Below are 12,648 nucleotides of genomic sequence, written 5' to 3' on the forward strand. Positions count from 1 at the left end.
GAGCCCGCTCAAAGCGAAGAAACCCGGGCCTCAAAGGTGAGGCGTCGAGCCCGCATGACGGGCGAATTTCCCATATGTTCCTTGCTGTCAGTAGGCATCTTCGACAAGATGCCGCAGTGAGCCCTGCCCTACGGCCCGGATGGCGCGAGCTTCCGCCCCTGCTGCGAGACCGCATCACCGATCTGCTCGGCGCGCGTGTGATCGCCGCCAAGCAGCCGGACGACTCCGGGATCCTTCCTGGCGCGCGCTTCCAGGTGCAGACGACGAAGGGCCATGTCTTCGTCAAGGCGATCGGCACGGAGCAGCCGGGGCCGCTGAACTTCCTGCGGCAGGAGATCGCGCTCTCGCCGCTGCTGCCCGCCGCGGCGCCGCACCCGGAGCTCCTCTGGTCGCTCGACGACGTGCTGCCCAACCTCGGCAGGTGGGTCGCCGTCGGCTACGCGATGAAGTCCAACGTGCGCCCGATCGACCCCTCCTGGCCCGACGAGGACGTCGCGACCATGGTCAAGGTGGTCCGCGGGATCGGCGAGGTCGAGGCGCCGGCCGACCCGATGTTCCTGCCCGAGGAGAAGGTGTTCCCCACGGACTCGTGGGAGTACCTCGCGGACAAGCGGCCCGCCGGGCTCGCCCACCACTCGCCGTGGCTCACCAACCGGCTGGAGGGCCTCGCGGAGATCGCGGCGCACGCCCCGGACGCGATCGCCGGCACGAGCCTGCAGCACGGCACCCTGCGGGTGCAGAACGTGCTGCTGCCCGCCCGGCTGGGCGAGAAGCCGCTGGTCACCGACTGGATCCGGGGCAGCGTCGGGGCGCCGTACCTCGACCTCGTGTCGATGCTGCTGCACGTCCGCGCCAACGACGGTCCGCCGCCGGAGGCCACGCTGCGCCGCTACGGGCTGCCGCCCGGCACGGAGCGGGACGCCGTGACCTGCTGGATCGCGGTGCTCGCCGGCCACTACGTGAAGTCGTCGATGGACACGCCGCCCACGGACATGCCGGAGCTGCGCGCCTACCAGCACCGGCTGGCCCGCGCCGCCGTGGAGTGGCTGCAGACCAGGCTCGGTTTCTGACCCACGCCGTTCCTGCAACACGTGCTGTGGTTTGCGGGTGAAAGCGCAGTTCGGCACACTCCGGCCATGAGCGCTGTGCGGCGACCGGCTTGGTCCGATCTACCCCCGTCTGTCCGTTCTCGAGTCAGCGAGTCCATGGGGGGACGCGTGATCGGCTCGGCCCCCATGAGCGGCACGGACCTGGCCCCGCTCGAGGTGCTGCAGACGGCGTCCGCCCGCTCGATCGTGCGGGCGGTGGGGCCGGAGGCCCCGCTGACCCAGGACCGGATGGCCGCGGAGGCGGCGTCGCTGGCCACGCTGCCCGACGACGTGCCGAGCCTGGAGCGCGAGTGGTACGTCGACGAGGTGCTGCCCGGGGCGGGCCGCTGGGTGGTGCTCGGCTACCGGAACGAGCCCATCCGGCCGCCGCACGACCCCTGGGACGACGGCGACCTCGCCGCGGCGGTCGAGCTCGCCATCCAGATCGGCTCGACCGAGGCACCCCCGGACCTGCCCGACGCGCTCGACCTGATCGACGTGGGCGCCTGGGCCACGCTCGCCGCGATGCGGCCCGAGGGCCTGTCGGCCTTCACGCCCTGGCTGTCCGACAAGGTCGACCACCTCGCGGACATCGCCCGCTACGCCGGCGAGGCGATGTCCGGCAAGAACCTGGTGCACGGCGCGCTGCGCCGGGAGTCGATCCTGATCACCGACCACGGCTGGGACGCCACCAGCGCGCACGCGGTCGACTGGTTCATGCCGTCCCACGGCGCGTCCTTCCTCGACGTCGTGCTGCTGCTGCCGTACCTGCGGGTCGACGGCGCCCCGCCGCCCGGGGTGGTGCTCGACCGGCACCCCCTGCCCGACGTCGACCCCGAGGCGCTGACCTGTGCCGTGACCGTGGTCGCCGGCGCGCTGGTGCTCGAGTCGATGCGGCCGCCGGAGCCCGGTGTGCCGCACGGCCGCTCCGTGCAGCGCGAGGTGGCGCACGCCGCCCTCGACTGGCTGCGCTCGCGCCTCGGCGGCTGACGTCTTCACCCGGTTGCCACGCCACGGGCGCGCCTGACCTGCGCTGCTGCGGCAGACTGAGCGCCATGACCGAGAAGCCCGACGACGGCGCGGTGCCCGGCGGACCGAACCCGGGCGTGAGCCCCTGGCAGACCGCCGGGCTGCCCGCGGAGCCCGCTTCCGCGCCGTCCACGGGACCGGCCGCGGAGCTCGCCGCCCCCGGCGAGGAGTCCGGCCTGACCGGCGCCCTGGAGGTGCTCCGGGCCCGGCTCGGCGCCCTGCGCCTGCCGCTGGAGACCACGGGCGCCGAGGCGGCGCGCACGGAGCTGCGCCGGTCCACGGACCAGCTCGACGACTACCTGCTGCCGCGGCTGCGGGCCCAGAAGGCGCCGCTGCTCGTCGTGGTCGGCGGGTCCACGGGCGCCGGCAAGTCGACGCTCGTGAACTCGGTGCTCGGCGAGCGGGTCACGCAGCCGGGCGTCCTGCGGCCCACGACCAAGGCGCCCGTCCTGGTGCACCACCCGCTGGACGCGCGCTGGTTCTCCACGGACCGGGTGCTGCCGGGCCTGGCGCGCGTGACGGCGTCGGGCACGGGGACGCCGACCAGGTCGGCGGTGGGTCCCGCCGCCGCGCAGCAGGGCCACGGGGCGCCGCACGACCCCTCCCGCACCCTGCGCCTCGTGTCCAGCGACTCGCTGCCCAAGGGCCTGGCGCTGCTGGACGCGCCGGACATCGACTCGGTCGACACCGCCAACCGCGAGCTCGCCGCCCAGCTCCTCGGCGCGGCCGACCTGTGGCTGTTCGTCACGACGTCGGCGCGCTACGCCGACGCGGTGCCGTGGGACCTGCTGAACCAGGCCGCCGCGCGCAAGGCGCAGGTCGCGATGGTGCTGGACCGGGTGGACCCGGGCGCGGAGGCCACGGCCGACGACCTGCGGGACATGATGGCCGAGCACGGGCTGACCGGCAGCCCGCTGTTCGTCATCCCCGAGGACGGCCTGTCCGACGACGGGATGCTGCCCGAGGACGCCGTCGGCGAGGTCTCGCGCTGGCTGACCGGGCTGGGCGGCGACGCCGACGCGCGCCGGCGGGTCATCGCCGCGACCCGCGACGGCGTGGTGGACTCCCTCGTGGTGAGGGCGAGCGAGCTGGCCGATGCCGCCGACGAGCAGCGGGCCGCCGACGCGCGGCTGCGGCACGTGGTGGACCGCGCCTACGCGGACGCCGTGGCGCACGTGGCGGCGGCGACGTCGGACGGCGCGCTGCTGCGCGGCGAGGTGCTCGCCCGGTGGCAGGACTTCGTGGGCACGGGCGAGTTCTTCCGCGCGGTCGAGGAGGGCATCGGCCGGTTCCGGGACGCGGTGAGCTCGTTCTTCCGCGGCAAGCCGAAGGAGGCGCCGCAGGTCGAGAAGGCGATCGCCCACGGCCTGGAGTCGGTGGTGCTGGACGCCGCCGAGGAGGCCGCCGAGCGCTCCTACCAGGGCTGGCGCGGCGACGCCGCGGGCACGGCCCTGCTGGAGGGGCTGGAGCTGTCGCGGACGCCGGCGGCGCTGCGTGCCGAGGTGGGCGAGCAGATCCGGGGCTGGCAGGGCGACGTCCTCGGGCTGGTGCGCGAGCAGGGCGAGTCCAAGCGGGGCAAGGCCCGCGCGCTGTCGTTCGGCGTCAACGGACTCGGCGTGGCGCTGATGATCTTCGTGTTCGCCTCCACGGGCGGGCTCACCGGCGTCGAGGTGGGCATCGCGGGCGGTTCGGCGGTGCTGGCGCAACGGCTGCTGGAGGCCGTGTTCGGCGAGGACGCCGTGCGCCGGCTCGCCGTGCAGGCCCGCGACCGCCTGCGGGCCCGCATCCAGGCCGTCATGGACGGGCAGGCCGCCCGCTACACCGCGCAGCTCGACGCGCTCGGCTCCGCGGAGGCGGGCGGTTCCGCCCTGCGTACGGCGGCCGACGCCGTCGCCTCGGCTGCCGCGGCGGAGCGCCGGTCGCGGGCCCGCGAGACGGACGTGCCACCCGCGGGCGTCGGGGACCTGACCGAGAGCCGCGGGCTGCGCGGCGTCCGGTCGCCGGCCGGCGGCACCGGCGAGGCGGACGGCCGGGGCGACCTGGCCGAGCAGCCGGCCCGCAAGGGCTTCTGGAAGCGCCTGTTCGGGGACGGCGACCGGTGAGCCGGCTCGACCTGGCCGACCGCACCACGGCCCTCGACACCGCGGTCCAGGCCGCGGACGGGCGCATCGAGCCCGCGTTGCTGGACGAGGCACGCGCCGTCGTGACCCGGGCGCGCGAGCGGGGCGGCCTGTCCGCGGAGCACACCGTGGTGGCGCTCGCCGGCGCCACCGGATCGGGCAAGTCGTCGGTGCTGAACGCGGTGGCCGGGGCCGCGATCGCGCAGCCCGGCGTGCGCCGTCCGACGACGTCGCACCCGATGGCCGCCGTCTGGGGCGAGGGCGCGGACCCGCTGCTGGACTGGCTGGAGGTGGGCCGCCGGCACCACGTCGAGCCCGCGGCGGCCGAGCCGGCGCCGGACGAGCCGGCCGGCCGCGGGCCGTTCCGCCGTCGGACCCCCGCGGGGGACACGACCGGGCTGGTGCTGCTGGACCTGCCCGACCACGACTCGATCGTGACCGAGCACCGGCTGCGCGCGGAGCGGCTGGTGCAGCGCGCCGACCTGCTGGTCTGGGTGGTGGATCCGCAGAAGTACGCGGACGCCGCGCTGCACGAGGGCTTTCTGCGCCCGCTCGCGGGGCGGGCCGAGGTGGTGGTCGTCGCCCTCAACCAGGCCGACCGGCTGACGGCGGAGGAGACGTCCGCGATGCTCGCGGACCTGAGGCGGCTCGTCGCCGAGGACGGCCTGGACGGCGCGCGCGTGCTGGCGGTGTCCGCGAAGACCGGCCAGGGCATCGACGACCTGCGCGGCCTGCTGGCCAAGGCGGCCGCGCGGCGCGAGGCCGCGACGGCCCGGCTCGCCGCGGACGAGCGCGTGGTGGCGCAGCGGATCGTCGACGAGTGCGGCACGCCGCCGCCGTCGCGCGCCGGGAGCCAGGCCACGGGCGACCTGGTGGCCGCGCTGGAGGACGCCGCGGGGGTGCCCACGGTGGTCGACGCCGTACGGGTCTCCGCGCGCCGGGACGCCCGGTCGGCGACCGGCTGGCCCCTGACCCGCTGGATCGGCCGGCTGCGCCGGGACCCGCTGCGGCGGCTCGGGCTGCGGACGGCGGACCGGGAGCAGCGGGCGCCGTCGGGCCGCGAGGACCTGGTGCGCACGTCGCTGCCGACGGCGCGGCCCGCCGTGCGCTCCACCGCGGCGTCGGCCGTGCGCCGGTACGTCGAGGAGGTGACGCGCGGCGTCGCCGACCCGTGGGTGCTGGCCGCGCGCTCGCGCGGGCAGGCGGGGATCGACACGCTGCCCGACGCCCTGGACCAGGCGGTGGCCGCGACCCGCGTCGAGGCGCAGCGCCGCCCGGTGTGGTGGTCGCTGGTCAACGTGGTGCAGTGGCTCCTGGTGGCCGTGCTCGCGGCGGGCCTGCTGTGGCTGTTCGTGCTGTTCGGGTTCGCGTACCTGCAGCTCCCGCCGCTGCCCACGCCCGTGCTGTCGCTGCCGACCTGGTCGGGCGACGGCGTCGTGTTCCCGGGGGCGCCCGGGTCCGGCTCGGGCGAGGGCCTCGGCGTGGACCCGTTCACCATCCCATGGCCCACGCTGATGGTGCTGGGCTCGGTGGTGCTGGGCCTGCTCGTCGCCCTGGTGTGCCGGATCTTCGGCGCGCTGGGCGCCCGGCGTCGGGCGAACGCGGCGCGCCGGCGGCTGCGGCAGTCGGTGGGCAAGGTCGCCGACCGGCTGGTGCGGGAGCCCGTGGGGGAGGAGCTCGCCCGGCTCGCGAGCTGCCGGACGGCGGCGACGGTCGCGGCGAGCTGAGGCGGGCCGGTGCCTCGCGGCCGCGGCGCCGGGAGAGGATAGGGACCATGACACGCCTGCACGTCCCCGTCACGCTGCGCTGGTCCGACCTGGACGCATACGCCCACGTCAACAACGTGGCGATGTTCCGCCTGCTGGAGGACGCCCGGATCACGGCCTTCTGGCAGCACCCCGAGGCGCCCGAGGGCGAGGCCTGGCCCACTGCCGTGGTGCCGACCGGCCCCGACGCCGACTCCCACACGCTCGTGGCCGGCCAGCGCATCGAGTACCTGCGCCCGCTGCTGTTCACCCGCACGCCGGTGCGCGTCGAGATGTGGCTGGGCCGGATCGGCGGCGCGAGCGCCGAGGTCTGCTACGAGGTGCACGACGGCACGGCGAGCATGGCGAAGACCGGCCCGACGTCGGGCGGCAAGCCCTACGCCCGCGCGACCACCACGCTCGTGTTCGTCGACGCCGCCTCGGACCGGCCGCGCCGCCTCACCGAGGGGGAGCGCCTGGCGTGGAAGGAGTTCCAGGAGGAGCCGATCACGTTCCGCCATCGGGGCTGAGTTGGTCCTCAGGGTGTCCGAATTGCTAGATTCATCCCCCTTGGTTTCGGCCACGGAGGAACAGTGGATCTGCCCCAGCACTACCTTGACCCGGTCACCCTGCACGAGGTGTTCGACGACGTCCCGGCTGCCCGGGCGTACCTCGCCGCGCTGGCCGGCGGCCCGGCCTGCGACGAGCCGGCGACGCTCGCCGTCCGCGTCCCGCTGACCCGGGCGCTCGCCCCGGAGAACGACGACCCCGACACCGGGCTGGCCGAGGCGGAACGCCTCGGGTGGCTCGCCGTCCGCCTGGCGGGCGGGCCGGGGGACGACGCCGCGGCCGCGCACTCGCACGCCGCCGACGTACCCCTGGGTGCCGTGGCGCCCTTGCTCCGGCTGGCGCACGTGCTCCAGTGGCGGCACCGGTTCTCGGAGGCCGACCTGCTGTTCGGCCTCGCGCTGGAGGCCGCGCACTACTACGGGGAGCACGCGGCGAGCATCGAGCACGCGCGGCGGCTGGAGTTCTTCGCCCTCCAGCACTGGGGCCGGTGCCGGTACGACCAGGCGCTCGAGGTGCACGCCGACCAGGCCCGCCCCTACCTCGGGGAGGCGCTGGCCCTGTTCGTGCGCGCCCTGGAGCAGCGGGTGGACGTCGCCGCGACGGCGCACGAGGTCGGCACGCTCCGGCAGGCGGTGCAGGCGGCCCGCGACCGGCTGGCGGAGCTCGGGGCGTAGCGGGCCGGGCGGGCGGCGCCCCGGGCGTAGCAGGTCAGGCCGGCAGCCGGATCATGCCCTCCTGGCCCGCCGAGGCCACGAGGACGCCGTCCTGCGTGTAGACCTTGGCGGTGCCCAGGGCGCGGCCGCCCTGGGCCGTGGGCGAGGACTGCACGAACAGCATCCACTCGTCCACCTGGACGTCGCGGTGCCACCACATGCCGTGGTCGAGGCTGGCCATGGGCACCGTCGCGGCGACGTCCTGCCAGGACTTGCCCGCGGCGCGCATGGCGGGCTCCAGCATGAGCTGGTCGCACGCGTAGGCCAGCAGGGCGCGGTGCATCGACTGGTCCTTGATGCCCAGCGGGCGGCGCGTGCGCATCCAGACGAGCTGCGTGGCGGGCGGCGTGCCGCCCCGGGCCACCGCGACGTCCGGGTGCAGGTACAGGGACCCGCCCACGTGCCGCAGCTCGAACGGCGAGTCCGCCCAGAACTGGGCGCGGACGTCGGGGCCGTCCGGCAGGGACCCGAGCTCGTCAAAGGCGGAGCCGACCTCGTCGGGCGCGGGGACGCCGTCGGGCATCGGCATCGAGTGGTCGTAGCCGGGCTGGTCCTCCTGGAAGGAGGCGATCATCGACAGGATCGGCTTGCCGAACTGGATCGCGTGGGTGCGGCGCGCGCTGAACGAGCGTCCGTCGCGCAGCCGCTCGACCGCGAAGTCGATGGGCTCCTCGACCCGTCCCTCCCGCAGGAAGTAGCCGTGCAGGGAGTGGATCTGACGACCGTCGGGCACCGTCCGGTCCGCCGCCAGGATCGCCTGCGCGAGCACCTGACCGCCGTAGGCGCGGTTCGCCAGGGCGGGCATGCTGTTGCCGCGCAGCACGTCCTCCTCGCCGCGCGGTCCCCAGCCCTCGAGGTGCCGCAGGTCGAGCACCTGCAGCAGGCGGTCGAGCGCGTCGGGCGCGTGGTCCGACGTGGCGTCGCCGGCGATCAGGTCAGGGGTGGCGTCCACGTGCGGGCGTCTCCTTCGGTTCTTCTGGTTCAGTCTTCGAGCGGGGTCAGTCTTCGAACGTGTTGATCATGCTGAAGGCCGCGCGCTCCAGGTAGTCCCACAGCTGCGACTCGTGGATCGGGGCCAGGCCGAGCGAGTCGACGGCGGTCCGCATGTGCGCGAGCCAGCGGTCGCGGGCGTCCGGGTTCACCTTGAACGGCGCGTGCCGCATCCGCAGGCGCGGGTGCCCGCGCTGCGCGGAGTAGGTGCCGGGTCCGCCCCAGTACTGCTCGAGGAACAGCGTCAGGCGCTCCTTGGCCGGCCCCAGGTCCTCCTCGGGGTACATGGGGCGCAGCACCGGGTCGTCCGCGACGCCGTCGTAGAACGCGTCGACGAGGCGCACGAACGTGTCGTGGCCGCCGACGGCCTCGAAGAAGGAAGGTTCCTGTGTCACGCCGTTCATCCTGCCACCCGCCTATGACGGTCCGGTGAAACTCGGTCTCGTGTGAGCAACTCGACAATTGCCCGGGCGAAGGGCTTGCCAGCACAGATAGGGTGGGGACAAACCTGCAGCGACGCACGGTGGGAGTTGAGACATGACCAAGGCTGACCAGATTCTTGCGGCACTCGGGGGAACCTCGAACGTCGTCGAGCTGGAACCGTGCATCACCCGGCTACGGGTCGAGGTGAGCGACCCGTCCCTCGTGGACGAGCCCGGACTGAAGTCGTCGGGCGCGTTCGGCGTGGTGCGGTCGGGCAGGGTGGTTCAGGTGATCGTCGGACCCGAGGCGGACAACCTCGCGGCCGAGCTGGACACGCTCAGGGTGTGATCACGAGGGTGTGAACCCGTAGCGAGCGACGGTCACGGGCCCGGGACGAGCTCCCGGGCCCGTGACCTGCTTCACTGCCCGCCGGCCGCGTGGAACCGGGGCGCGAACGGGCTGTGAAGGTCGCGCAGTGGTCCGTCGGACGCGGCCGGAGATGTACTGGTCCTCCGGTTCGACCCGAGTAGGTTGGGGGCCGTGTTCGAGTCTCTTGCTGCCTCCGTGTTCGACAGCGCCGAGGATTTCTGGACCTGGTTCGGTAACAAGCCGCTGAAGGTCATCCTGATCCTGGCGATCGGGCTGGTCGCCATCGCCGTCCTTCGGCGTGTGGTCACCAGCCTCGCCGAGCGCATCGCGATCGGCCAGAAGCCGCGCGCCGTCGTCGAGACGGTCGCCACCCCGGTGGGTACCACCACGGGCGCCATCCCCGTCACCACGCCCGGCGCCGTCCAGGGAGCGGGCGGCAAGCGCCGCCGCAAGAACGTGCTCATGACGCCGCAGGCGCTGGCCGACGTGTTCGGTGCGGCCAACCCCCGTGCGGCCGAGCGACGTGCCCAGCGTGCGCGGACCGTCGGGTCGGTCCTGAACTCGACCGTGAACATCGTGATCGGCACGATCATGGCCCTGTCGATCCTGCAGATCATCGGCATGCCCATCACCGGGCTGCTGACCGGGGCCGGCGTGGTCGGCGTCGCCATCGGTTTCGGCGCGCAGAGCCTGGTCAAGGACTTCCTGTCCGGCGTCCTCCTGCTCATCGAGGACCAGTTCGGCGTGGGCGACAACGTGGACCTCGGCGCCGGCGTGATCGGCACCGTCGAGGCCATGGGCCTGCGGCTCACCCAGGTCCGTGCCTTCGACGGCACCCTCTGGTACGTCCGCAACGGCGAGATCGTGCGCGCGGGCAACCGCACCCAGGAGTGGAGCCGCGCCGTCGCCCCGGTGCAGGTCCCGCTGGGGGCCGACATCGACGCCGTGCGCGCGGCGCTCGGCCGCGCCGTCGACCGCGTCAAGAACGACCCCGAGCTGGCCGACAGCCTCCTGGAGACCCCGTCGGTGCGCGGCGTCGACGAGGTGGACCAGGGCGGCCTGACGTTCACGCTGCACGCCCAGGTGCGCCCGGCGCAGCAGTGGGCGGTCGCCCGGTCGCTGCGCGTGGCCGCGCACGCGGCCCTGCTGGACGCGGGGATCGTGGCGCGCTCCGCGCCCGCCCCGTTCGAGGAGGGCGTCGTGGGGGACACCCCCGGCGTCAGCTGACATAGGGTTTTTCGGGCCGGGTTGCGCCCGGTACGGGTCGGTAGATGGCAGGATCTTTCCTTGTGACCGACGAACCGATGCCCGGGTCTACCGGAGACGGCTCCACCGTGCCGCAGGAGCTGGCCGAGCTGGCGACAGCCCACGGCGTGCAGTGCGAGTACACCGACCACGACGGCCGCGTGCAGCAGGTCAGCTCCTCGACGCTCGTCGCGGTGCTGGAGGCGCTCGGGGTCCAGGCGTCGACCCCCGGCGCCGTCACGGCCAGCCTGGACCGCGTCCGCGACGACGAGTGGCGCGCCATGCTGCCGCCCACGGTCGTCACGCGCGAGGGCACCGAGGTACAGGTCCCGGTGCACGTCGCCGACGGCGCGGACGTGACCGCGTGGGTCGAGCTCGAGCGGGCCGAGACGCCCGTCGTCCCGGCGAGCGCGACGCCTTGGCGGGTGACGGCGCCCGGCGGTGCCCCCACGTCCGGCTCGTTCGCCACGGTGAAGGGCTCCCGGGTGCAGCTGCGCCAGGCCGACGTCTACGCCGAGCCGCGCACCGTCGACAGCCGCAAGGTCGGCCGGGCCGCCTTCACGCTCCCGGACACCCTGCCGCTCGGCTGGCACACGCTGCACGCGGAGGCGGGCGGGCAGACGGCGCAGGCCTCGCTCGTGGTGACGCCCGCGCGGCTGGAGCTGCGTGAGGAGATCGCCCGCAAGCAGGCCTGGGGCTTCATGGTCCAGCTCTACTCCGTGCGGTCCCGGGACTCCTGGGGGATGGGCGACCTCGCCGACCTGGGCGACCTCGCCTGGCAGACGGCGCACAACGGCGGGGCCGACTTCGTCGCGATCAACCCGCTGCACGCGACCGAGCCCGTGGTGCCGGTGACCCCGAGCCCGTACCTGCCGACGTCGCGGCGGTTCATGTCGCCGCTGTACATCCGGGTCGAGGACATCCGTGAGACGGCGTATCTCTCCGCCGCCGACCGGTCGCTCGTGGAGTGGGCCGCCGAGCCCGTCCGCGAGCTGTCCGAGGACTCGGGGCCGATCGACCGGGACGCCGTCTGGGAGGCCAAGAAGGCGGCCCTGGAGGTCGTGTACACGGCGCCGCGGTCGGCGGCCCGGCAGACGGCGTTCGACGAGTTCGTGCTGGCCCAGGGCCGCGGCCTGGTCGACTTCGCCACCTGGTGCGCCATCAAGGAGCACCTGGACGGCCGGGACTGGCCGGCGGAGCTCTCCGACCCGGGCTCGTCCGGCGTGCAGACCCTGCGCAACGCCCTGTCGGACCGGGTCCAGTTCTACTGCTGGCTGCAGTGGGTGGCCGACGAGCAGCTCCGCGCGGCCCACCGCGCCGGCCTCGACGCCGGCATGCGGCTGGGCGTGTTCAAGGACCTCGCCGTCGGCTCGAACCCGGAGGGCGCGGACGCCTGGGCGGACGCCGCCGTCCTCGCCCGCGGCGTGTCCGTGGGCGCCCCGCCGGACATGTACAACCAGCAGGGCCAGAACTGGTCCCAGCCCCCGTGGAACCCGCGGGCGCTCGCCAAGGTGGGCTACGCGCCGTACCGCGAGATGCTGCGCACCGTGCTGCGCCACTGCGGCGGCCTGCGGGTCGACCACGTGCTCGGGCTCTTCCGCCTCTGGTGGATCCCTGGCGGAGCGCGCGCGTCGGCGGGCGCGTACGTCACGTACGACCACGAGGCGCTGATCGGCATCCTGTGCCTGGAGGCGCACCGCGCCGGCGTGGCGATCGTGGGCGAGGACCTGGGCACGTTCGAGCCCTGGATCCGCGACTACCTCGCGGAGCGCGGCGTCCTGGGCACGTCCGTGCTGCTGTTCGAGCGGGACGAGGCCGGCGCGCCGGTCGAGCCGGAGGCCTACCGCAGCGCGGCCCTGGCCACCGTGACCACCCACGACCTGCCGCCCACCGCCGGATACCTGGCGGGGGAGCACGTGGACCTGCGGGAGCGGCTCGGCCTGCTCACGGAGGACGCGACGATCCTGCGCGCGCGGGCCCGCCAGGAGCGCGAGTCGCTCGTGGAGGCGCTGTCGCGCCGGGGGCTGACGACGTTCGACCCGTCCGAGCGCGAGCTCGTCGAGGGCCTGCACCGCTACCTCAAGGACACGCCGTCCGCGCTGGTGGGCGTCTCCCTGGCCGACGCCGTGGGCGAGCGCCGCACGCAGAACCAGCCCGGCACCGACTCCGAGTACCCGAACTGGCGGGTGCCGCTCGCGGACTCGGCGGGCACCGTGGTGATGCTGGAGGACCTGTTCACCAACGCCCGTCTGCGCAGCCTGGTCACGGTGATGAACGAGGAACCCCCGGCTGACGACCCCGCCTGAACCGTTGAGTGCGGGCTATCTGTTGCCTCGAAGCCTCCGAGGCAACAGAT

General features: G+C 74.4%; 11 protein-coding genes. 9 read left to right on the forward strand and 2 right to left on the reverse strand.

The window, feature by feature from the left end; translation table 11 throughout:
- Window positions 1-116 precede the first annotated feature (116 nt).
- From ACFWEJ_RS20335 to ACFWEJ_RS20360, 6 genes are all read left to right on the forward strand, one after another.
- Window positions 117-1,070 carry a phosphotransferase gene (locus ACFWEJ_RS20335; RefSeq protein ID WP_377231010.1) on the forward strand — a complete coding sequence of 318 codons (954 nt, stop codon included), beginning with the start codon at window positions 117-119 and terminating at the stop codon, window positions 1,068-1,070.
- 165 nt (window positions 1,071-1,235) lie between these two features.
- Complete coding sequence (locus ACFWEJ_RS20340; protein WP_377231011.1) at window positions 1,236-2,078, forward strand: hypothetical protein; 843 nt, start codon at window positions 1,236-1,238, stop codon at window positions 2,076-2,078.
- Window positions 2,079-2,143: 65 nt separating this feature from the next.
- On the forward strand, window positions 2,144-4,219 hold the full coding sequence (locus tag ACFWEJ_RS20345) for a dynamin family protein (protein WP_377231012.1): 2,076 nt from the start codon (window positions 2,144-2,146) through the stop codon (window positions 4,217-4,219).
- Entirely contained in the window at window positions 4,216-5,964 is a 1,749-nt protein-coding gene (locus tag ACFWEJ_RS20350) for a GTPase (RefSeq protein ID WP_377231013.1), read from the forward strand. The genes ACFWEJ_RS20345 and ACFWEJ_RS20350 overlap by 4 nt, the downstream gene beginning before the upstream one ends.
- Window positions 5,965-6,011: 47 nt before the next feature.
- Window positions 6,012-6,512: an acyl-CoA thioesterase gene (locus ACFWEJ_RS20355; protein WP_377231014.1), complete on the forward strand. Its 501-nt coding sequence runs from the start codon at window positions 6,012-6,014 to the stop codon at window positions 6,510-6,512.
- Window positions 6,513-6,575: 63 nt separating this feature from the next.
- Window positions 6,576-7,226, forward strand: coding sequence for a hypothetical protein (locus tag ACFWEJ_RS20360; protein WP_377231015.1), 651 nt, complete (start codon window positions 6,576-6,578; stop codon window positions 7,224-7,226).
- Window positions 7,227-7,260: 34 nt separating this feature from the next.
- On the opposite strand, the gene ACFWEJ_RS20365 is transcribed toward ACFWEJ_RS20360, so the two are convergent.
- Together ACFWEJ_RS20365 and ACFWEJ_RS20370 are read right to left on the reverse strand one after the other, a co-directional pair.
- Entirely contained in the window at window positions 7,261-8,217 is a 957-nt protein-coding gene (locus ACFWEJ_RS20365) for an acyl-CoA thioesterase (RefSeq protein WP_377231016.1), read from the reverse strand.
- A gap of 46 nt (window positions 8,218-8,263) precedes the next feature.
- On the reverse strand, window positions 8,264-8,650 hold the full coding sequence (locus tag ACFWEJ_RS20370; RefSeq protein WP_285103042.1) for a globin: 387 nt from the start codon (window positions 8,648-8,650) through the stop codon (window positions 8,264-8,266).
- Window positions 8,651-8,792: 142 nt separating this feature from the next.
- Here ACFWEJ_RS20370 and ACFWEJ_RS20375 point away from each other — a divergent pair, with 142 nt between their 5' ends.
- The 3 genes from ACFWEJ_RS20375 (at window position 8,793) to malQ (ending at window position 12,598) form a co-directional block, all read left to right on the forward strand.
- The gene (locus ACFWEJ_RS20375) at window positions 8,793-9,026 is read left to right on the forward strand and encodes a glucose PTS transporter subunit EIIB (RefSeq protein ID WP_020018155.1); all 234 of its coding nucleotides are present in this window, start codon (window positions 8,793-8,795) and stop codon (window positions 9,024-9,026) included.
- A 192-nt stretch (window positions 9,027-9,218) separates the two neighbouring features.
- A complete protein-coding gene (locus ACFWEJ_RS20380; protein ID WP_377231017.1) occupies window positions 9,219-10,274 on the forward strand; it encodes a mechanosensitive ion channel family protein in 1,056 nt (351 codons plus the stop codon).
- A gap of 77 nt (window positions 10,275-10,351) precedes the next feature.
- Window positions 10,352-12,598, forward strand: a complete 2,247-nt coding sequence (gene malQ, locus ACFWEJ_RS20385; RefSeq protein ID WP_377231018.1) for a 4-alpha-glucanotransferase — start codon at window positions 10,352-10,354, stop codon at window positions 12,596-12,598.
- The last annotated feature ends 50 nt before the right edge of the window (window positions 12,599-12,648 follow it).

This window comes from Promicromonospora sp. NPDC060204 (assembly GCF_042728455.1).
Lineage (GTDB): Bacteria > Actinomycetota > Actinomycetes > Actinomycetales > Cellulomonadaceae > Promicromonospora.

Coding starts and splice junctions, on each gene's coding strand:
- ACFWEJ_RS20340 (WP_377231011.1), top strand. CDS start 1,236: ATGAGCGGCACGGACCTGGCCCCGCTCGAGGTGCTGCAGACGGCGTCC.
- ACFWEJ_RS20345 (WP_377231012.1), top strand. CDS start 2,144: ATGACCGAGAAGCCCGACGACGGCGCGGTGCCCGGCGGACCGAACCCG.
- ACFWEJ_RS20355 (WP_377231014.1), top strand. CDS start 6,012: ATGACACGCCTGCACGTCCCCGTCACGCTGCGCTGGTCCGACCTGGAC.
- ACFWEJ_RS20375 (WP_020018155.1), top strand. CDS start 8,793: ATGACCAAGGCTGACCAGATTCTTGCGGCACTCGGGGGAACCTCGAAC.
- malQ (WP_377231018.1), top strand. CDS start 10,352: ATGCCCGGGTCTACCGGAGACGGCTCCACCGTGCCGCAGGAGCTGGCC.